Here is a 20,340-nt window from a genome sequence, read left to right as displayed (position 1 = left end):
CCTCAGGCCCGCAATCTGGCGCCCGTTTCGATGTCGAACAGCATTGCGCGCTCCGTGTAGAAACTGAGCCCCACCTTTTCCCCTTCCTTGCTGCGCACGTCTCCGCGTTCCTCGACGATCAGGCGATCCCCTGCCGGTGACATGAGATAAGCGTATGAGACCCCGCCCAGGGCTTCGGTCAGATCCACATCAAGGATCGGTGTTTCGTGCGTGATCTGCAAATGCTCCGGTCGGATACCCAGTGTCACCCTTACCATGCCAGCAGGTACCGGCACCGGAGACGCGACATCCTCTTCGAATGCCGCGTGGCGCAGGCGGCCATCGACGACGTCGCAGTCCAGAAAATTCATCGACGGCGATCCTATGAAGCCGGCGACGAACCGATTGTCGGGATCCCGGTAAAGGTCGAGGGGCGCGCCGACCTGCTCGATGCGGCCATCGCGCAGAACCACGATCTTGTCGGCCATCGTCATCGCCTCGACCTGATCGTGGGTCACATAGATCATCGTCGCGCCGATCTCCTGATGCAGACGTGCGATCTCGACCCTCATTTCGACGCGCAGCTCCGCATCGAGGTTCGACAATGGCTCATCAAACAGAAACACCTCCGGCCCGCGCACGATCGCCCGCCCGATGGCAACCCGTTGGCGCTGCCCGCCCGAGAGCGCCTTGGGCTTGCGCTTGAGATAAGTGTCGAGCTTCAGAATCTCCGAGGCGCGCGCGACCTTTTCCCGGATCTCGGATTTGGCGACGCCATTCATCCGCAGGCCAAAGCCCATGTTTTCCTCGACCGTCATATGCGGGTAAAGCGCGTAGGTCTGGAATACCATCGCCACACCCCTCTTTGCGGGATCAAGTCGCGTGACATCCCTTTCGCCGATCTGGATCGTACCGTCCGTGGTCTCTTCGAGACCGGCAATCATGCGCAGAAGCGTCGATTTTCCACAGCCCGAAGGCCCCACGAAAACGCAAAATTCCCCATGCTCGATTTCCAGATCGACCCCGTGGATCACCTGGACCTGTCCATAGCGCTTCAGGGCCTTGTTCAAGGTCACTCCGGTCATGGCGATGTCCTCGCATCTGGGTCTGGTTGATCGGGAAAGCGCCAGGCCTGTGCATCTTGTGCTATTGCCTCGGCCGTGTTCAGAACCTCGGGCGCCCAGCTTTCAAGTTGTGCCAGGCTGGTCCGTTCGGTCGGCCCCGTGATCGAAAGCGCCCCCATCACACGGCCCCGCCGCGTCAGGATCGGGGCGGCCACGCAAATAATGCCGGGCTCATGCTCTTCGCGGTCATAGGACACGCCGCTGGCCCGGATCCGGTTCAACTCGGCGGTCAGATCCGCCTCGCTGGTCAACGTGCTTGGCGTGAACTTGTGAAAGGATTGCTGCGCCAACGCCCGCGCAAGATCGGCTTCCCCCAGAAACGCAAGCATGGCCTTGCCAACACCCGTGCAATAAGCCGGCCCTACCTTGCCGGCCTGGCTGAACATCTCGACAGGATCAGCGGCGTTTCGCTTGTCGACATAGAGAACCTGCGCATGGTCAAGCTGCGCCAGGTGGACGGTTTCATTCAGCCGCTCGCTCAGCCGGTCCAGGTGCGGACGCGCGACAGGCGCCAAAGAGCTTTGTGTCCAGGCTGTATGCGCAAGGCGCACCAGCCTCATGCCCAGCGCGTATGTTTGCCGTTCCGCGTCATAAGCCAGCATGCCCTGGTTGGTCAGTTTCTGAAGAAACCGGTAAAGCGTGGCCTTGGGAAAGGCGCTGTTTCCGAGCAATTCGCCAAAGCGGACCGGGCGGCCGAATGCAGCCACCTGATCCAGAACATCACATGCTTTTCCTATGGTTCCGTCATCGGACACCGTCGCGCCACCTCCCTCTGACGTCCGGCCCCTGGGCAGGAAATTGTTGACAAGCCTAAGCGAGTCGCGGTGTAGTTTTCAATATATAAAACCTGGTTTCAAATAATGAAACTGTTTTGGTGATCTTGGGAGGATGAGATGCACTTTAACGTCAAGGCGACGATTGCGGCGCTGGCAACGTCATTCACGCTTGCGGCTCCGGCCTCGGCAGAGCTGACCGGGGATCTGAAGATCTTTCTGGACACATCGAACCCCGCGCCACGCGCGACGATGGAGGCGATGATCGGTCGGTTTCAGGAGTTGCACCCCGACCTGAACATCGAGACCACGGTGATCGACCGGGAAGCCTACAAGACGCAGATCCGCAACTTTCTGACCGCCAACGCGCCCGACGTGGCCACATGGTATGCCGCCAACCGGATGCGCCCTTATGTCGAAGCGGGGCTGTTCGAAGACGTCTCTGACCTGTGGGCAGAGCCTGAGATTGCCGAAAACCTCGCTTCCACCAAGGGCGCGATGACCATCGACGACAAGCAGTGGGGCGTGCCGTATACGTATTATCAATGGGGCGTCTATTACCGCAAAGACATCTACGAAGAGCTGGGGTTGAGCGAGCCTGCCAGCTTCGAGGAGATGAAATCCAACTGCCAAGCCATCCTGGAGTCGGGCCGCAAATGCTATACGATCGGGACCAAGTTCCTGTGGACCGCGGGCGGCTGGTTCGACTACCTCAACATGCGTACGAACGGCTTTGACTTTCACATGCAGCTTGCCGGTGGCGAGATCAGTTGGGAAGACGAGCGGGTGCGCCAGACCTTTGCCAATTGGCGCGAGCTGATCGACATGGGCGCCTTCATCGACAACCATCAAAGCTATTCCTGGCAGGAGGCTTTGCCGTTCATGGTGCAGGGCGAGGCCGCGGCGTATCTGATGGGCAACTTCGCCGTCGCGCCCCTGCGCGAGGCGGGGCTGACGGACGATCAGCTTGATTTCTATCAGTTTCCAGCGATCAATCCGGATGTGGAATTGTCCGAGGACGCGCCGACAGACACGTTCCATATCCCCGTGAATGCCCAGAACAAGGACAATGCGCGCGCGTTCCTGCGGTTCGCCGTCTCAGCAGAGGAGCAGACCGAGATCAACAACGGGGCCAATCTGGGCCAGCTTCCGGTGAACGCGCAATCCTCGGTGGATGACGACAAGTTTCTGCAGGAAGGCTTCACAATGCTCAGCAGCAACAGCCCCGGCGGTGTCGCGCAATTCTGGGACCGCGACGCGCCGGCCGAAATGGCCAAAGTGTCGATGGAGGGGTTTCAGGAGTTCATGGTTAGGCCTGACAACCTCGACCGTATCCTGTCCCGTCTCGAACGTGCGCGCGGGCGCATCTACGAGTAATCCAACCGGCCCGTTCCGCGGCATGCGGGCGGGCCCATCAAGGCCAAACTGATGACCGATGCCGCCCTGACCCCAACCGAGACGCAGGAGAGCTGGTTTCACCGCAACCAGCAAGCCATCGCGCCGTGGTTGTTCCTGGCACCGGGCATCCTTTTCTTCCTCTTCTATGTCATCTTCCCGATCTTCCAGTCCTTCGGCCTGTCGCTTTACGAATGGGACGGGCTGGGAGAGGCCGAATATGTGGGCTTGCGCCACTACGAGGACCTTTACTGGGAATGGGTCGACCGGGATGCGTTCTATATCTCCCTGAAAAACAACGTCCTTTGGCTGCTGCTCTACCTTTTGGCCATTCCCGGCGGGCTTTTCATCGCACTCTTTCTAAACCAGACGGTCGCCGGTATCCGCCTCTACAAATCCCTTTTCTTCTTTCCCTTTGTCATCAGCCAGGTCGTGGTGGGTCTGGTCTTTACCTGGTTTTACGATCCGACCTTCGGCCTGCTGAACACCATGCTGGGCGCCGTTGGCCTGGGTCCGATCAACCTGCTGGGCAACGAAAACACCGTAACCTACGGGATCATCCTGGCCGGCCTCTGGCCCCAGACCGCCTATTGCATGATCCTGTACCTCACCGGCCTGAACGCCGTGGATCCCGAGCAAATCGAGGCCGGGCGACTGGACGGGGCCAAAGGCTGGCGGATGCTCTGGCATATCATCCTGCCGCAATTGCGCCCGGCCACCTTCATCGCCTTTGTCGTCACGATCATCGGCGCATTGCGCAGCTTTGACCTGATTTCCATCATGACGGCGGGCGGACCCTTCGGCTCGTCACGTGTGCTCGCGTTCTACATGTTCGAAGTAGCGCTTTCGGAATACGGCTTCCGCATGGGATACGGCGCGGCCATCGCTGTCGTGCTGTTCCTCATCATGATGGTCTTCATCGCCTATTTCCTCTGGTCGATGTACCGCGAAGAACGGGAGCACTGAGATGTTCCCCAAGCCAATCGAAACCCAGTCCGCCGCCGCCCAAACCCTTTATAAAACGGCCTTGCCGGTGGCCTTGCTGCTCTGGCTTGCGCCCTTGCTGGCGGTCGCGCTCTTTTCGGTCAAACCCGGCGCGGATTTTTCCAACGCGAATTACTGGGGTCTGCCGTCGGCCTTTGCGGTGGCCGAGAATTACGGCGCGGTCTTCCTTCAAAGCGATATGCCGCGCTATCTGCTGAATTCCTTTATGATCACGATCCCCACCGTGATCGGCGCGGTCGCGCTCTCTTGCATGACGGGTTTCGCTTTGGGGATCTATAAATTCCGCGGCAATATCTGGATCTTCTTCATGTTCGTCGCGGGCAATTTCGTGCCCTTCCAGATCCTGATGGTGCCTGTCCGTGATCTCACGCTTGAGTTGGGACTTTATAACACCAAAACCGGGCTGGTTCTTTTTCACATCGCGTTCCAAACGGGGTTCTGCACGCTCTTCATGCGCAACTTCATCCGTGCGCTGCCCTTCGAGTTGATCGAGGCCGCGCGGGTCGAAGGCATCTCGGAATGGCGCATCTTCTGGTACGTGGTGCTGCCGCTGATGAAGCCCGCCATCGCGGCCCTGTCGGTGCTGATTTTCACCTTCATCTGGAACGACTATTTCTGGGCTGTGGTCCTCACACAAGGCCCGGAAAGCCAGCCGGTCACGGCAGGCATCACCGCCTTCAATTCCGAATATCGCGCGATGTACCACCTGATGAGCGCGGGCAGCTTGGTCGCGGCGCTACCACCTGTCGCAATGTTCTTTCTGATGCAAAAACACTTCATCGCAGGTCTGACGTTGGGAGCTGTCAAATGACGAAAATCGCCTTTGTCGGCGCAGGCTCGACGATTTTCACGAAAAACATCGTGGGCGACGCCTTGCTGACCCCGGCGCTGGCCGACAGCCATTTTGCATTGATGGATATCGACACGGTACGCTTGGGCGAATCCGAGACCGTCGCGCGCAGCATGATCCGCGCGACCAGGACCGGAGCGACCGTGAGCACGCACACCGATCTGCGCGCTGCCCTCGACGGCGCCGATTTCGTCGTTACAGCTTTTCAGGTCGGCGGTTACAAGCCCTGCACCGTCACCGATTTCGAGATCCCCCGCCAATACGGGCTGCGCCAGACCATCGGCGACACGCTTGGCGTCGGAGGTATCATGCGGGCCTTGCGCACTGTGCCCGTCCTCTGGGACGTGGCCCGGCACATGGCGCAGCTCTGCCCAGATGCGCTGCTTTTGCAATATGTAAACCCCATGGCCATCAACACCTGGGCCCTGGCCGAGGCGTTTCCGGCGCTGAAACAGGTGGGTCTTTGCCATTCGGTTCAGAATACGGTCGAGGAAATGGCCCACGATCTCGACCTGCCCAAAGAGCAGATCCGCCACAAGGTCGCGGGTATCAACCATGTCGCCTTCTTCCTGCGGCTCGAACATGACGGGCGGGACCTCTATCCGCTGCTGCGCGACGGATATCGGGAAGGCCGCTTGCCCAAGCCCCCGCTTCTGATGCCGCGTTGCGGGAACAAGGTACGATACGAAGTGATGGATCAGTTGGGCTGGTTCTGCACCGAAAGCTCCGAGCATCTGGCGGAGTATGTGCCGTGGTTCATCAAGCAGGGCCGCGAGGATCTGATCGCGGAATTCGGCATTCCCCTCGACGAATATCCCAAACGGTGCGAGGAGCAGATCGCGGATTGGAAAGAGCAGGCCAAGGTGCTCACCGGCAGTGACGAGGCGCAGGTCGCCCGCAGCCACGAATTCGCGGCTGATCTGATGAATGCGATCGTGACGGATAGGCCATGCGCGGCTTACGGCAACCTGCCGAACACGGGCCAGATCCCGCAACTGCCGCTGGGAGCGGTGGTCGAAACCCCTTGCCTTGTCGACGCAAACGGCGTGCAACCGTCCGTCGTGACGGACATACCGCCACAACTGATCGCGCTGATGCGCACCCAGATCAACGTGCAGGAATTGACGGTGCGTGCGCTGATCGACCAGACGCCGGAACACATCTATCACGCCGCGATGATGGACCCCCACACCGCGGCCGAACTGGACCTGCGCCAGATCCGAAGCCTGGTCGACGATCTGCTGATCGCTCATGCCGACTGGCTGCCCGACTGGTGCCGCCCGCAAAAGGCCGCCTGACCGACATGGCCCCGACCGCAACCTTTCATGACCTGAACGGCGCTTCTGTCTACATCACTGGCGGCGGCTCCGGCATTGGCGCCGCATTGACGGACGGTTTCATGGCGCAAGGCGCCCGCGTTGCCTTTATCGGCCGCTCGGACGCATCGGATTTCCTGGGCGAGATGGAAGCCAAGCATGGCCATGCACCGCTCTTTATCCAGGGCGACATCACCGACACCGACGCATTGCGTGCGAGCCTTGAAAGAGCGGCCGAAGCACACGGCCCGATTACGGTGCTTGTCAATAACGCCGCGAACGATCAGCGCCACAGCCTGTCGGAGACGACGCCGGAGTTCTGGGATTGGATGCAGGCGATCAATCTCAAGGCGTACTTCTTTGCATGCCAGGCCGTCGCGGCGGGGATGAAAAGCGCGGGTGGCGGCAGCATCGTGAATTTCAGTTCCATCAGCTACATCATGGGCAATGCTGGCTATCCCGCCTACACCGCCGCGAACGCTGCAATCACGGGGCTGTCGCGCAGTCTGGCCCGGGAATTGGGGCCCGACAAGATCCGCGTCAACGCATTGGCGCCCGGCTGGGTCCTGACCCAAAAACAGCTCGACAAATGGGCAACGCCCGAAGATCTCGCAGCCCATTTGAACCGTCAGTGCCTCAAAGAGCATCTGGTGCCCCAGGACATTGTCGATGCGGTGCTGTTCCTGTCCTCTCACACAAGCCGCATGATGACCGGGCAATGCATGGTTGTGGACGGCGGCGTCGTGACAACCGGCTAGTGGGGAGAGCGATGCAAAGGGGCAGCTTAGTGGACTGGATCGCGGTGGACTGGGGAACCTCGCGCCTGCGCGCCTGGGCCATGTCTGACGGCAAGGTGCATGCGCAGGCCGAAAGTGACGACGGGATGCGCGGACTGACCCGGGACCGGTTCGAACCCACCTTGCTGAGTTTGGTCGAGCCGTGGCTGACCGCGCAGTCCACACCGGTGGTCGCCTGCGGCATGGTCGGCGCGCGGCAAGGCTGGGTCGAAGCACCCTACCAGACCGTTCCGATCAAACCTCTTTCGGCGACGCCCGTCCCCGTGCCACAGGGCGATCCGAGGCTGGCCGCCTATGTCATCGCCGGTCTGAAACAGACCACGCCGCCCGATGTGATGCGTGGAGAGGAGACACAGATTGCAGGCTTCCTCGCCCTGAACCCGAATTGGGACGGGGTCATCTGCCTTCCCGGTACTCATACCAAATGGGCGCAAGTCAGCGCGGGCGAGGTTGTGAGTTTTCAGACCTGCATGACCGGAGAGCTTTTTGCGTTGCTCAGCACGCAATCGGTCCTGTCCCACTCCATTGCGCAGAAGGGATGGGATGCGGGGAAGTTCGAGGACGGATTGGCCGACGCGCTCTCCAGACCCGAACGCCTGGCCACGCGTCTCTTCTCCGTCCGGTCGCGTGATCTGCTTGAAGCGGCACCGAAGGAAGGCGCGCGCGCCTATCTCTCAGGCTTGCTGATTGGTGCCGAACTGGCGGCAACGCGCGCGTATTGGCTGGGCCAGAACCTGGCGGTGATCGGATCCAGAGAGGTGACAGAACACTACGCGCAGGCGCTAAGTCTTCAGGGGGCACCCGCCGTGATCGCCGACGCAGACCGCATGACCCTTGCCGGTCTCATCGAAGCCTATCGCAGTCTCAAGGAAACGGTATGAGCCGCCCTCTCATCGCCATTCTACGCGGCATCAGCCCGAACGAAGCAGAAGCCGTCGCGGAGATCCTTGTCGAGGCCGGCATCGACCGGATCGAGGTGCCCCTGAATTCGCCAAGCCCGCTCGACAGTATCGAACGCATGGCGAAAAGGTACGGCCATCGCGCTTTGATTGGCGCGGGGACGGTTTTGGCCTGCAAGGAGGTGGACGAGGTTTACGCAGCCGGTGGTCGACTGATTGTGTCACCCAATTGCGATCCAGCCGTCATTGCGCGCACCAAGACACATGATCTGCAAAGCTGGCCCGGCATCTTCACCCCGACAGAGGCATTCGCCGCCCTTTCCGCCGGCGCCGACGGGCTCAAGCTGTTTCCCGGCGCGCTTGCCGGGCCCGCCGGGCTCAAGGCTTTGCGCGCAGTGTTGCCCGAGGGGACACAGGTTTTTGCGGTTGGTGGCGCGGGACCGGGCAATTTTCGCGATTGGATCGACGCAACAGCCGACGGCTTCGGCATTGGCTCGGCCCTCTATGCTCCTGGTCTGAGCCTCGACGAGGTCGCCAGCCGTGCCCGGCGCATCGTTCAAGCCTATGACGAGGCGGTCGCATGACGGCTGGCGTCTTTGATGACAGGGTCTGCAAGCTTGGCGAAGGTCCGCTTTGGCATCCGGTGCGCGAACAACTCTTTTGGTTCGATATTCTGGGAAAACGATTGCTGACACGGGCCGGCGAAACCACTCAGGAGTGGCATTTCGATGAAACCGTGTCAGCGGCGGGCTGGTTGGACACAGACAGGCTGCTGATCGCGTCGGAAACCGCGCTTTGGGACTTCTCCCTCACCTCCGGGGACCGCACATGTATCGTGCCGCTTGAGGCCGAAAATCCGGTCACACGGTCGAATGACGGGCGCGCGGATCCTTGGGGCGGTTTCTGGATTGGCACGATGGGCAAACATGCCGAAGCGGGTGCAGGCGCGATCTATCGCTACTTTGGGGGCGAATTGCGATGTCTTCATGACTGTATCTCGGTCGCCAACGCCATCTGCTTTTCCCCCGGTCGCGACTTTGCGTATTTTACCGACACGCATGATCGACGCGTTTTGCGCCACAGGCTTGATCCACGCACCGGATGGCCCAAGGGCGACCCGGACACGTTCCTCGACCTGAGACGCGAGGGGCTGAACCCCGACGGCGCGGTCATAGACGCCAAGGGATGGATGTGGATTGCCCAATGGGGGGCGTCCCGGATCGCTGTTTACGACACAGAGGGCACGTTTCGGACGGCCTATCCCTTTGCAGCGGAGCAGACATCGTGCCCCGCTTTCGGGGGGCCCGATTTAACCACCTTGTACTGCACATCCGCGTCGGTTGGCCTGTCCCGGTCGCTGCTGCAAAACCAGCCCTCGAATGGGATGACGTTTCATCTGGCGGGCGCCGGCCAAGGTCAGGCGGAACATCAGGTGATCTTGTGAGACCGGAGCTTGGCGTCTGCTATTATCCGGAACATTGGCCGGAAGACATCTGGCCGAATGATGCAGCCCGTATGCGGGAGGCGGGCATAACATATGTTCGCATCGGTGAATTCGCATGGAGCCGTCTGGAACCCCAACCCGGGCAGTTCCAGTTTGGCTGGCTGGACCGTGCGATAGACATCCTCGTCAGCGCAGGTCTGAAGGTCGTTTTGGGCACACCGACCGCAACACCGCCCCGTTGGATGCTAGATCGCTTTCCGGATATGCTGGCAGTGGACGCACAGGGCTCACCCCGCAAATTCGGATCACGCCGCCACTATTGCTTTAGCCATGTCGGGTATCGCGAGACCTGCATGGAGATCACGGAACGCCTTGGCGAACGGTACGGGCGCGACGCGCGGATCACGGCTTGGCAAATTGACAACGAATACGGCTGTCATGACACCACGCTCAGCTATTCCGAAGCCGCCCGGCACGGGTTCCGGGCTTGGCTGGCCCAAAGATACGGCAGCATCGAAGCGCTGAACCAGGCCTGGGGCAATGTCTTCTGGTCGATGGAATATCTCGATTTCGATGCAATAGACCTGCCGAACCTGACCGTGACCCAGCCGAACCCGTCTCATGAGCTGGCGTTCCGGCGGTTCAGTTCGGACCAAGTTGTCGCGTTTAACCAAAGCCAGGTTCAGGCCCTGCGCAAGGCCACGGACGCCCCGCTTATTCACAACTACATGGGGCGGGTGCTGGAATTCGATCACTTCGCGGTCGGGGCCGATCTCGATATCGCGAGTTGGGACAGCTATCCGATCGGGTTTCTCTCTGATCGGATCGAAGCCTCTCCGGATCACAAGCTGGCCTATTTGCAGCAGGGTGATCCGGACATGCAGGCCTTTCACCATGATCTCTACCGCGCTGTCGGACGCGGTCGATGGTGGGTGATGGAGCAGCAACCAGGCCCCGTGAACTGGGCACCCTACAACCCTGCTCCGCTCCCCGGAATGGTGCGGCTTTGGACCTGGGAGGCGATTGCGCACGGCGCGGAAGTCGTGAGTTACTTCCGCTGGAGACAGGCCCCCTTTGCCCAGGAGCAGATGCATGCCGGTCTTTTGAGGCCAAACGACGAAGAGGCCCCCGGCCTTGCCGAGACCCGGCAGGTCAGCGCCGAGCTGCCCCTATTTGCCGAGATGGAGCAGACCCGCGCCGAAGTCGCACTTCTTTTTGACTACCCCTCTTCCTGGGCTTGGGCGACGTTGCCGCAGGGCGCGGACTTTGACTATTTCCGCCTCGTCTTCTCGGTCTACCGGGCGCTGAGGCGCGCGGGCCTCAGTGTCGATATTCTGCCCTCCGATCAGGCGGACGTTTCAGGCTACAAGCTGATCCTGGCGCCGGGCCTGGCCGGGGCGCATCCAACGCTGCATGACGCCATGCGGCAAAGCAACGGCGTCAAGATCTACGGACCCAGAAGCTTTACGGTCACATCTGAACTCACCATACCACCCGGCAAGATCCCGATGATGGAGGACCTTGCGGTGGAAATCCTCTGGAGTGAGAGCCTGCCGCCTGACCACCATCGCCCTGTCCGTGGCGGGGGAGCGATCCGACACTGGATGGAAACGCTTGCGGCCGAAAGCGACGTGCTTTTTGAGAGCGAAACCGGCATGCCGGTGCTGGTTGGCAATGACCAGAACTGGTATCTGGGCGGCTGGCCGGACGAGACGCTTTGGGACCGCATCCTGGACCTGGCCGCTCGGAAAGCGGATCTGCACCTGCGCCCCTTGCCCGAGGGCCTGAGACTTCGGCGAGCGGGCGATCTGGAATTTGCCTTTAACTACAATGCTCACGACGTGCACTGGAACGACGCCGATCTGGAGCCCTGCGCTGTCGCCGCATGGCGCGATGGCAAGCGCATTCTCTGACGTCAGAGCGATGTTTGGCGCTGTGTCTGGCCCAGACCTTCCAGTTCAAGCTGCGACAGGATCAGTGCACGCGCCTGGCTGACGGTCATGATCGACCCTTTGACCAGCATCGCACCTGCAAGCCCATCCATGACAGCCGCGACACGCCAGGCCGCCGCAGCCAGATCGGCAGGCACCGGCGTCCGCCCGGCAAGGCCGCGCTCCAGCACGTCGCGAATGGTGGCATGCCAGTCCATCATCGCGATGTTCATCACCTCAGCGAGGGCATCGTCGCGATGTGCCTCGTCCTGTGCATTCAGCCAAAGCCGCCAATGTCGCATGTCCTCATCCTCCACCATCCAGTTGGCGAAGCAGGCAAAGACCTCTTTGTCGGGATGAGCAGCGACGACCTCTTTCAATTCATCAATCTCCCGCTGCACCGCCAGCTTGATCGCCTCGGCCCGGAGGCTGTCCCAGGACGCGAAGTAGTGGTGCAACAGGCCTGCACCGACGCCAAGCGCCTGGGTCACATCCCGTGTCGCGGCACCGGCCACACCTTTTTTCAGAATAACATCGACAGCCGTCGCCAAAATCTGTCGCCGGCGATCGGCACCGGACATCCGAGGCATCGCACCCTCCTTGAAGTTGAGACACAAGTTGAGCATATGCTCAGTTGAACAAATGCTCAACAGAGGAGAATGCGCCATGACTTTGAACCGTCACGTCGACTTGATCGTTGTCGGGGGCGGCGCGGCCGGATTGGCTGCGGCCCGCGCTGCGGAGGATGCCGGGATGCGGTGCCAGCTTTTCGAGGCACAAGATCAACTGGGTGGCCGGGTCCGCACGCGGGTGCTGACAACAGGCGAGGTTGTCGATGAAGGGGCGCAGATGATCAACGGCGACATGCAGGCCATGCTGGATCTCGCGCGGGAGGCAAACGAAACCATCGTGCCACTCTCCAAGGCGGGTATCGGGCTTTGCGTTCTGGAAGATAAGTTTTTGCGGTTTGAGGAACTCATCGACATTGACGACGTCCATGACCTGCTCTCCGAACAAATCGTGCGCTGGGACAGCCCGCGCGAGATCCTGCGCGCCCTGCACCTCAAACTGAAATGGTGGAGCACACCCTGGGAGAGCGTAGGAGAAGCCAAACGCGGAGTGCAGCATTTGCTGGATCTGCCAGACAGCCCAAAGAACAGCCTTGCCGGAGCGCTCCGTGCCTTGTTGCTGGAGGAGGAAGAACACGTCCTCGCCCGCTCGTATTTTACTGAAACCTTCGGCGCGGCGCTGGAAGACCTGCACATCCAAACGGTCCGGGAGGCCTTTGAACGCTACCCGTCTGAAAGAGACGATTTGGAGTTTCACTTTGCCGGAGGCATGGGCAAGGTCCTGCAACACCTTGCCACGGGTCTTTGTCATACGCCAAAGCTGAACGCCCCTGTCAGCCGGGTCCGCACGGTGGATGATCATGTAGAGGTGATTACCGGGGATCAGACCTGGACGGCCGGTGCGGTGGTTGTGGCTGTGCCCCCTCCGGCTGCACGCAACATCACGTTCGAAACGGAAGACGCCGGTGAAATCGCACCTTTGCTGTCCTCCTTCTCTGCCGGGGACATGATTAAGACGACCCTGCAGTTCGACAAGGCGTTTTGGCGTTTCAAGGGAAATTCCGGTGCGGCCGTTTTCGCGGATGTACCGGGACTAGCGGTCGTGGATGGGAGTGGCGCAAATCCCGCCGCCGCGTCACTGATCACGTTCCTAGGCGGCCCGCTGGCGCGAGACTGGGCCGCGTTGCCTGCGGACAAGCGCCAGGACAGCCTTTTACAAAACCTGGCCCGCGTCTTTGGAGAAGACGTCCTTCACCCCCGCACGGTAACAGAGGCGATCTGGGTTGATGATCCATGGTGCGGCGGCGGATATAACGCCACGATCCGCGTCGGGGGAGATCCGGACGCAATCGGCAAATTGGCATCCCGCAAAGGTCGGGTCAGATTTGCCGGAGCGGAGGTTTCGGATCGTTTCTGGGGGTATGTCGAAGGGGCCATTCATAGCGGGCGAAGCACCATCGAGACGCTGTGTTCGGATGGGACACTACGCGTCGGATCCAAGCCGTCGGATATACACCTCGAAAGCGAGGCCGGATCGCCCACCTGACAGCGGACACGTATTGCGTGTGAAAAGAGCCTTAGAATGTCGGACGGTTTTGACGGGACAGTCTGCGTATCGCTTGTTTTCCGATGAGTTGTGCGCCTGATCCTAAGACACTTCAGACAGGTTTTCCCTGAAGGCGCCGATCGCCTGTTTCCGCGCGCTGTCCCAAACCTCTGCATCTGCGCGCTCAAGCATTTGTAAATGGCGCCAGGCCGACGAAACCCCAAGGACGGACGCGCTGCCCCACAACTCATGCGCTTCCGCTTGCAGATCGGACGTACGCCCGCCCGGTTTCTCCAGTCTGGTCAGGAACCGGGCAGCCTCCTCATGGAAATCCGCCAGTGCTTCTGCGTATTTTGCCGGGCCGAGGATAGATATCGCATCCTGTTTGCCGTCCTCCTCCTGATTGTCCACAAGGTGCAGCGGCAGCACGGTGGTGACCGCACGGCGCGACAGGGGCTTAATGAGCAGATCATCAAAGCCCGCGCGTCTGATCCGGTCCTGATCCTCGGTCGCGGCATGTGCCGTCAGCGCGACGATCAGCGTCTCCGCCGACGCGCCATTTTCGGCGCGAATGGTCTGTAGCGCCTCGATGCCGTCAACCTCCGGCATGCTGATATCCATCAGGATCAGATCATAGCGCGTTTTTCGAGCGGCAAGGATCGCGGCCTTTCCTCCATCGGCCTCTTCCACCCTGTGCCCGGCCTGGGTCAGCATGTCCGCGGCGATCATGCGATTGATGTCGTTGTCATCCACCACCAGGGTGAGAGGCTGGTTTTGGCTTTCCTCGAGGTCGCTGCGGGACGGCTGGGCCGATATGCTCTTGGATCGCTGCACCACCGGCAGGGGCAGACGCATTGTGAAAAGGCTGCCCTCGCCCTCGATACTGTCGGCTTCTATTTCGCCCCCCATGGCCGTTACCAATCGCCGGGTGATCGCCAGTCCAAGACCCGTGCCCGAACTCCCCCGTGAATAGGCCGTGTCGATCATCACGAAGTCATCAAAGATTTTGCCGATGTCATCTTCGGAAATGCCGATCCCTGTGTCGGAGATGCGGAATTCGACAACCTCGCCGTCATCCAGTCGTTCCACCTCGACCGTGACGACGCCATCGGCAGTGAACTTATTCGCGTTGCCGATCAGGTTGAGCAGGCATTGCTTGAGCCGCAACTCATCTCCGCGTACCCAGGACAGGGTGTCGGAATTCAGATGCACATGCATTTCGTTTCCGTGGGCCTTGGTCAGCGCCATGTGACTGTCCACCAGATTGCGAACCGTCTCATCCAAGGCAAACTCAACCTCCTCGGCCCGCACGGACATTGCGTTTATGCGCGAAAGATCAAGCACATCGTTGACGTGCGATAAAAGCAGATTGCCAGACACCCGGATGGCATCAAGATACCGCACCTGCTGTCCGGTCAGGTTTTCTCTGTCGATCAGCTCAAGCGATCCCAGAATGCCGTTCAATGGCGTGCGCATCTCGTGGCTCATGACCGACAAGAGCTCTGACTTGGCCTTCTCGCCCGCTTGCGCCTCGTCCCGGGCGCGCACCAACTCCTCCTCATCCGCGACCTGTTGCGAGATATCGCGCAGGAAGGAGACAAACACGGTGCGATCTTCGTTTTCTGCCGCGGAAATCGATAACTCCACGGGAAAGACGCGACCGGATTTGTGCAGGGCTTCCAACCGGACACGACCTGCATCGATCACCCGTTTCTCACCGGTTTCGATGTACCGGGCCATGCCGTGATTATGCGCATCTCGCAGATGCTCCGGAACGATCAGATCGCTCATCTGTTCCCCGACGGCCTCTTCGCTGGAATAGCCGAACACACCTTCGGCCGCGCCATTGAAGGCGATGATCCTGCCATGCGTATCGACAACGAGAATGGCATCGAGAGAGGAGGCAACCATCGCCTCGAAACGGGATCTGACGAGTTGATTTTCGTCCGCGACAGCCTGCCCGCGCCTGAAAAGACCGTAGAGAACCGCAATAGTTGCAAGAAGAGCGACGATCAGAACCAGCATGGAAAATGCCAGCTTGATCAACGTGCGTGACACTTCAGCCCGGCTTCGCGCCTCAACTTCCGCAAAGGTCTTCACCCCATCCAGCGCCAGCGCCCGCAGATCCGGGCGCAAGGCCAGGCTGTCTTGCCGCAGTTGCGGCAAAGCGGCCAAAAGCCCTGCGTCGGGGCCGTCCATATCTGGGATCGCCCGATCGAGAAAGGCGCGGAAGCTGCGCAGCCTCTCCTCATTCTCCGGAGCCGCTCTCAACTCTCCATATATGGGACTGTCGGCGATGATGCTGTGTCGGCTGTATAGAATGTCGAAGCGTGTCCGCAGATCCGCAAGGATCGGCGCGCCCTCTCGCTCGGCCTGATCGATCGCGGTCTGAAAGCGCAGAAAGTCCACTTCGACCTGGGCCAGATTCCACTGCACGTTATCGCTTGTCGCGATTGACAGGCGCTGGAGCTGATCGACGACGGACCGGCTGAGAAAGATGGTTTCGGCCAGCAGCCCCAGCACGATCAGGCCCAAGGCCAGGGCCTTGAGCCAAATCCATTTGCCATATCCGCGCTCGGAAGAAATCTGCGCCTCGCCTTAGCTGCCGTTGATGACTTCGATCGCCGCAAGCTGCCAGATGCTGCGGGCATAGTATTCTTCTGTCTTGTACCGCGCATCGCCGTCAAAAGGGTAAACGATCCAGAGAGGGCCCTTGTTGCGCACCGACATCTCGCGACCATTGTGCAGATATGCGATGATCGGGCCGCCCGCCTCTGCATCTGAAACGGGAATTTCGACCGCATAGTCGTTGATGGCAATCGCCCTCAGGGTTCCGCCTTCGACACCGACATGCGCAAGAAGATCGCTCAGGGACACGCCCGTGAACCGCTGCACCCCTTCTGTCCAAATTGTGGATGTCTCGAACTCTGTCTCGGGCAAAGAGCGCAGCATATCCATGTCCAACTGCACCGCCTCGCCAGCCTCAAGCTGCCCTGAGATTTCGAGGATGACCTCCCCAACCGGAGCTTTCGGCTGCTCGGCCAAGGCTGCGCCTGCTAACATCAATGCCGCACAGGTTGCGGCTGCAATACGTCTGAACATTCCCGGTTCCTCATTCAGATCATGTGTCCGCATCAACATGAGGCCGTTCCAAGTTCAATGCACGTGGGCATCGGGTCAGAAAACTATCCTTTGGTATAGTGCCCCTAACCGAATTCCATGGAAAGCCGTTCGAACGCACCCGTGATCACCCGAATGGACACCTTTTATAAAGAGAACTGACATTCACTGGGGATGGTAACGCAAATGCAACGCATGGATATCCACATTTCGGAAAAAGATGGCTTAGGATGTGCCGACGCCATAGCATTCGACTATAAGGCGAGCATGAGAGGCTTGTTATCGATGCGGATACTGATCGCAGATGATCATGAGATGGTGCGTGACACGATCGCGGCCTTCCTGACGTCGGAGGGCGATACCGAGGTTGTCGCGGTGGCTGATCATGATGCGGCGATGACGGCCTTGAGCAATGAAGGCGAGTTCGACCTTGTCCTGCTGGATTTCAACATGCCGGGCATGAACGGTCTGGACGGCCTGCAGCGAAGTCTCAGCCAGTTCCCCCAACAGGCCTTCGCGATCCTGAGTGGCACGGCGCCGAACCGCATCGCGCGGGAGGCCGTGGATGCCGGGGCCATCGGGTTCGTGCCCAAGACGCTTGGTGCGAAATCTTTGTTGAATGCCATCCGTTTCATGGCGTCTGGCGAGACGTATATTCCAGCGTCGCTCCTGCGGGAGGAGGCGAGCAAATCCCAGCATCCGCTTGAAAAGCAACTGAGCCGGCGCGAGGTCGAGGTTCTGGAGGGTCTTTGCCGGGGACTGTCCAACAAGGAAATTGCACGGGATCTCGACTTGCAAGAGGTCACGATCAAGCTTCATGTCCGCACGCTTTGCAAGAAGATGAATGCCAAGAACCGGACCCAGGCCGCGATGCTTGCAAAGGAGGCCGGTCTTTTCTGACCGGCCTCGCTCAGAAGCTGTCTTACTCAGAACCAAAACGCATCGGAAAGCTGAGACAGCTCTTGGGTGGTGTCAGCGGTCACTCCGCTGAGCACGACATGAACACCGTCGAGATCGACCGTTACCGAACCGTCTGCGCTTTTGCCCAGATGGTCCGCAAGCCAGTCATCGCGATCGACGCCCCCGTCCAGGACGTTAAGCTGACGCAAGTCCAGCACATCTCCATCCGCGGCCGAAAAGTCAGTGATCCGGTTCGTACCGCCGTCGCGATCTGAGGCGCGGAAAACAAAGCGGTCTGCACCGCCTCCACCCGATGCGAGGTCATCGCCGGCGCCAAGGTACAGCCTGTCCTTGCCCCCTCCGCCCGAAAGCGTGTCATCCCCGCTTGCACCGTTGAGGTAGTCATTGCCCTCATCTCCGGACAGCAGGTCATTGCCGGATCCACCCTTCAGCCGGTCAGCGCCCTCGCCACCGCTTAGGATGTCGTCGCCGGACCCTCCGTCAAGCCTGTCTTTGCCGGCCTCACCGCTCAGATCATCGGCACCGGCTCCTCCGTTCAGCCGGTCGTCGCCTGCGCCACCTTCCAGATGGTCATCACCGCTTCCGCCGTTCAGAACGTCCTCTCCAATACCTCCGGAAAGCCAGTCATTGCCGCTTTGTCCGTCGAGGGTATCGGACCCGGCATCGCCGATCAGAACATCGTCGCCCGAGGCACCGTTCAGTTGGTCCTCTCCCAGACCGCCCGACAGCGCGTCATCGCCGGTTCCCCCATTCAGAACGTCATTGCCCGCCTCGCCGTAAAGCACATCGTCCTGTGAGCCGCCGGAGAGGTCATCCTGACCCGCGCCGCCGAACATCAGGTCAGACCCCGATCCGCCGGAAACAATGTCGTCACCGTCGCCGCCATCCAGTGTATCGTGACCTGCCGATCCCGAAAGGAAGTCGTCCCCGGCCCCGCCGGACAGAGCGTCGTCATCGGCTGTCAGTTGATTGCCAAACTGGTCATAGCGCACACCATTTTCATCGTAGATCGAAATGATGTGGAACTTGCCCCCGTTTGGCCCCGCGCCGCCGTAAAGCTCATCCCGACCGGTGCCGCCATTCAGCGTGTCGCCCATGCTGCCGCCGGTCGCGGTGTCGTCCCCCATACCGCCGGTGATCAGGTCTTTTCCGGCCTCTCCCGACAGAGAATCGTCGTACGTCAGTTCCCCTTCATCGGTTGCGACCAGCTTGAGATCACGCACCAGAACACTGGACGACAGATCGATATCGGTGAAAGGGCTGATCGCACGTGGATCGGCGGCCCCGTCGTTGGACCGGGATCCGGGTGCGGCGCTCACAAGCTCCAGCGTTGCCGTTCCGGTCGCAGCGTCGACGAGGACACGGTAAATGCCGCCGGATTTTGGCGTGTCCTCGTTCATGTCATGATCGCCGTAATTGCCGCCGACAAAGAGGTTCCCGTCCGCATCGTAAATCGCGGCGCCGAATGTGATATAGGGCGTGCCTGCCTGGTCCACGCCGTCAATCCGGGTCTGAACAACCGGGATCGTGGTGAAGACCGGCTCGCTGCCCGAGATGTCGATGGTCAGCAGCGTTGTGGTTTCGCCCTCGGCACGGGGCCTTGCCACACCGGAGAAGGTCTGACTGTCGGCGTCGAAGGCCACGTCGTAGATCCGCAGATCCACCAATTCGCGCGGCAGCTTGTGAACGGTAGAGACCGGATTGCCATCCGCATCCCTGGCATCGACATCAATGACCGTGATCCGATCCATGCTGGAATCAAAGGACCAAAGATTGCCCTTGTCATCGAAATCACCGGTCCAGGACCGGTAAGGCGTGCTGCCGATCCGGTAAGATAACCCCTCGGCGTCGATCATCACCAGGTCACTGCGGGACACCGCATTCCCCAGCGCGTCAACACCGTCGCCTACGGCAATGGCATAAAGCAGGTTATCTTCTTGATTGAAGCCCAGCGAGTTGACGTTGACCGTTCCCGCAGCGCCTGCACGCTGATAGCTTTGCGTGTCGGTCTCAAAGACATGCAGGGTTCCGTTGAGCACCTGGTAAAGGTTCGGCTGACCTTCGGCAAAGGCCGAGACCGTGATCGTTTGTCCCCCGATCTCGACATCTTGGTCGTAGTGATAGATCGGACCGCTCGTATCGACGACCGGGGCATCGGGGTCGATGTATTCAACCGACCGGATGGACAGGTTCGTCATCGTGTCATCCGCCCTGAAAGACAGCGCGTGCGTGTCGAACGCCCCGCTGTTGGAGGTCAGCGTGGCCACGACAACGCCATCCACCAGAACTTCGATGCCCGCATTCGTGACCCCGGCCGCGAAGTTCGCTGCGAGGCCAAGGCTGATCTCATAGATCCCGCCAACCTCCGTCTGGATACTTTGCGTCATCTGCTGATGGCCGCCTTCCAGCTGGATGACCGTCCAGGCCGCGCTGTTGGCGTAATCCGCGAAGGATTGGCTGCCATCCTCTGTGTCGAGCAGGTTCTCGGACAGGTAATCGCCGTAAAGCTGATCGTCCCCTGATCCGCCGGTGATTGTATCGTCGCCAGCGCCGCCGGTGATGATGTCATCTCCGGTGGTGCCGGTCAGCTCATCCGATAGGCTTGAGCCGCGCTGAGTTATATCCTGATATACAGGCATCTTCTGTCTCCTTGCGATTTGGGTAAGGGAAA

General features: G+C 60.3%; 17 protein-coding genes. 11 read left to right on the top strand and 6 right to left on the bottom strand.

Annotated features, from left to right (window positions below; genetic code table 11):
- Positions 1-2: 2 nt before the first annotated feature.
- Together CFI11_RS06380 and CFI11_RS06375 are read right to left on the bottom strand one after the other, a co-directional pair.
- On the bottom strand, positions 3-1,064 hold the full coding sequence (locus CFI11_RS06380) for an ABC transporter ATP-binding protein (RefSeq protein ID WP_130404167.1): 1,062 nt from the start codon (positions 1,062-1,064) through the stop codon (positions 3-5).
- Positions 1,061-1,858 (bottom strand): IclR family transcriptional regulator, encoded by a 798-nt coding sequence (locus tag CFI11_RS06375; protein ID WP_130404165.1) that lies wholly within the window; start codon positions 1,856-1,858, stop codon positions 1,061-1,063. The genes CFI11_RS06380 and CFI11_RS06375 overlap by 4 nt, the downstream gene beginning before the upstream one ends.
- A gap of 138 nt (positions 1,859-1,996) precedes the next feature.
- Between CFI11_RS06375 and CFI11_RS06370 the strand changes: the two genes are divergently transcribed.
- The 9 genes from CFI11_RS06370 to CFI11_RS06330 are packed head-to-tail and all read left to right on the top strand — an operon-like array spanning position 1,997 to position 11,495.
- Positions 1,997-3,253 carry an ABC transporter substrate-binding protein gene (locus tag CFI11_RS06370; RefSeq protein WP_130404163.1) on the top strand — a complete coding sequence of 419 codons (1,257 nt, stop codon included), beginning with the start codon at positions 1,997-1,999 and terminating at the stop codon, positions 3,251-3,253.
- A 51-nt stretch (positions 3,254-3,304) separates the two neighbouring features.
- Positions 3,305-4,237: a carbohydrate ABC transporter permease gene (locus tag CFI11_RS06365; protein ID WP_130404161.1), complete on the top strand. Its 933-nt coding sequence runs from the start codon at positions 3,305-3,307 to the stop codon at positions 4,235-4,237.
- Between the two features lies 1 nt (position 4,238).
- Entirely contained in the window at positions 4,239-5,087 is an 849-nt protein-coding gene (locus tag CFI11_RS06360) for a carbohydrate ABC transporter permease (protein ID WP_130404159.1), read from the top strand.
- Positions 5,084-6,424, top strand: a complete 1,341-nt coding sequence (locus CFI11_RS06355) for an alpha-glucosidase/alpha-galactosidase (protein ID WP_130404157.1) — start codon at positions 5,084-5,086, stop codon at positions 6,422-6,424. The genes CFI11_RS06360 and CFI11_RS06355 overlap by 4 nt, the downstream gene beginning before the upstream one ends.
- Positions 6,425-6,429: 5 nt before the next feature.
- Entirely contained in the window at positions 6,430-7,200 is a 771-nt protein-coding gene (locus CFI11_RS06350) for an SDR family NAD(P)-dependent oxidoreductase (RefSeq protein WP_130404155.1), read from the top strand.
- An 11-nt stretch (positions 7,201-7,211) separates the two neighbouring features.
- Entirely contained in the window at positions 7,212-8,120 is a 909-nt protein-coding gene (locus tag CFI11_RS06345; RefSeq protein WP_130404153.1) for a 2-dehydro-3-deoxygalactonokinase, read from the top strand.
- Entirely contained in the window at positions 8,117-8,722 is a 606-nt protein-coding gene (locus tag CFI11_RS06340; protein WP_130404151.1) for a 2-dehydro-3-deoxy-6-phosphogalactonate aldolase, read from the top strand. Before CFI11_RS06345 ends, CFI11_RS06340 begins: the two co-directional genes overlap by 4 nt.
- Positions 8,719-9,582 carry an SMP-30/gluconolactonase/LRE family protein gene (locus CFI11_RS06335; RefSeq protein WP_130404149.1) on the top strand — a complete coding sequence of 288 codons (864 nt, stop codon included), beginning with the start codon at positions 8,719-8,721 and terminating at the stop codon, positions 9,580-9,582. Before CFI11_RS06340 ends, CFI11_RS06335 begins: the two co-directional genes overlap by 4 nt.
- Positions 9,579-11,495 (top strand): beta-galactosidase, encoded by a 1,917-nt coding sequence (locus CFI11_RS06330; RefSeq protein WP_130404147.1) that lies wholly within the window; start codon positions 9,579-9,581, stop codon positions 11,493-11,495. Before CFI11_RS06335 ends, CFI11_RS06330 begins: the two co-directional genes overlap by 4 nt.
- A 2-nt stretch (positions 11,496-11,497) precedes the next feature.
- Here the strand turns inward: CFI11_RS06330 and CFI11_RS06325 are convergent, their stop codons facing one another.
- On the bottom strand, positions 11,498-12,103 hold the full coding sequence (locus tag CFI11_RS06325; protein WP_165390199.1) for a TetR/AcrR family transcriptional regulator: 606 nt from the start codon (positions 12,101-12,103) through the stop codon (positions 11,498-11,500).
- A 76-nt stretch (positions 12,104-12,179) separates the two neighbouring features.
- Between CFI11_RS06325 and CFI11_RS06320 the strand changes: the two genes are divergently transcribed.
- Entirely contained in the window at positions 12,180-13,628 is a 1,449-nt protein-coding gene (locus CFI11_RS06320; RefSeq protein ID WP_165390198.1) for an FAD-dependent oxidoreductase, read from the top strand.
- 102 nt (positions 13,629-13,730) lie between these two features.
- On the opposite strand, the gene CFI11_RS06315 is transcribed toward CFI11_RS06320, so the two are convergent.
- Together CFI11_RS06315 and CFI11_RS06310 are read right to left on the bottom strand one after the other, a co-directional pair.
- The gene (locus CFI11_RS06315; protein WP_130404141.1) at positions 13,731-16,163 is read right to left on the bottom strand and encodes an ATP-binding protein; all 2,433 of its coding nucleotides are present in this window, start codon (positions 16,161-16,163) and stop codon (positions 13,731-13,733) included.
- Between the two features lie 63 nt (positions 16,164-16,226).
- On the bottom strand, positions 16,227-16,730 hold the full coding sequence (locus CFI11_RS06310; protein WP_130404139.1) for a molybdopterin-dependent oxidoreductase: 504 nt from the start codon (positions 16,728-16,730) through the stop codon (positions 16,227-16,229).
- Positions 16,731-17,033: 303 nt separating this feature from the next.
- Here CFI11_RS06310 and CFI11_RS06305 point away from each other — a divergent pair, with 303 nt between their 5' ends.
- A complete protein-coding gene (locus CFI11_RS06305) occupies positions 17,034-17,648 on the top strand; it encodes a response regulator transcription factor (RefSeq protein ID WP_130404137.1) in 615 nt (204 codons plus the stop codon).
- Between the two features lie 26 nt (positions 17,649-17,674).
- Here the strand turns inward: CFI11_RS06305 and CFI11_RS06300 are convergent, their stop codons facing one another.
- A complete protein-coding gene (locus CFI11_RS06300) occupies positions 17,675-20,308 on the bottom strand; it encodes a type I secretion protein (protein WP_130404135.1) in 2,634 nt (877 codons plus the stop codon).
- Between the last annotated feature and the right edge of the window lie 32 nt (positions 20,309-20,340).

The organism is Thalassococcus sp. S3, assembly GCF_004216475.1.
Classification (GTDB): domain Bacteria; phylum Pseudomonadota; class Alphaproteobacteria; order Rhodobacterales; family Rhodobacteraceae.
Note: the sequence above shows the minus strand (reverse complement) of the source record. Positions and strands in the feature narration are given on the sequence as shown.

What these genes read in the sequence shown, in the direction of transcription:
- CFI11_RS06380 (WP_130404167.1), bottom strand. Translation starts at nt 1,064, where the DNA reads ATGACCGGAGTGACCTTGAACAAGGCCCTGAAGCGCTATGGACAGGTC.
- CFI11_RS06370 (WP_130404163.1), top strand. Translation starts at nt 1,997, where the DNA reads ATGCACTTTAACGTCAAGGCGACGATTGCGGCGCTGGCAACGTCATTC.
- CFI11_RS06365 (WP_130404161.1), top strand. Translation starts at nt 3,305, where the DNA reads ATGACCGATGCCGCCCTGACCCCAACCGAGACGCAGGAGAGCTGGTTT.
- CFI11_RS06360 (WP_130404159.1), top strand. Translation starts at nt 4,239, where the DNA reads ATGTTCCCCAAGCCAATCGAAACCCAGTCCGCCGCCGCCCAAACCCTT.
- CFI11_RS06355 (WP_130404157.1), top strand. Translation starts at nt 5,084, where the DNA reads ATGACGAAAATCGCCTTTGTCGGCGCAGGCTCGACGATTTTCACGAAA.
- CFI11_RS06350 (WP_130404155.1), top strand. Translation starts at nt 6,430, where the DNA reads ATGGCCCCGACCGCAACCTTTCATGACCTGAACGGCGCTTCTGTCTAC.
- CFI11_RS06345 (WP_130404153.1), top strand. Translation starts at nt 7,212, where the DNA reads ATGCAAAGGGGCAGCTTAGTGGACTGGATCGCGGTGGACTGGGGAACC.
- CFI11_RS06340 (WP_130404151.1), top strand. Translation starts at nt 8,117, where the DNA reads ATGAGCCGCCCTCTCATCGCCATTCTACGCGGCATCAGCCCGAACGAA.
- CFI11_RS06335 (WP_130404149.1), top strand. Translation starts at nt 8,719, where the DNA reads ATGACGGCTGGCGTCTTTGATGACAGGGTCTGCAAGCTTGGCGAAGGT.
- CFI11_RS06325 (WP_165390199.1), bottom strand. Translation starts at nt 12,103, where the DNA reads ATGCCTCGGATGTCCGGTGCCGATCGCCGGCGACAGATTTTGGCGACG.
- CFI11_RS06320 (WP_165390198.1), top strand. Translation starts at nt 12,180, where the DNA reads ATGACTTTGAACCGTCACGTCGACTTGATCGTTGTCGGGGGCGGCGCG.
- CFI11_RS06310 (WP_130404139.1), bottom strand. Translation starts at nt 16,730, where the DNA reads ATGTTCAGACGTATTGCAGCCGCAACCTGTGCGGCATTGATGTTAGCA.
- CFI11_RS06305 (WP_130404137.1), top strand. Translation starts at nt 17,034, where the DNA reads ATGCGGATACTGATCGCAGATGATCATGAGATGGTGCGTGACACGATC.
- CFI11_RS06300 (WP_130404135.1), bottom strand. Translation starts at nt 20,308, where the DNA reads ATGCCTGTATATCAGGATATAACTCAGCGCGGCTCAAGCCTATCGGAT.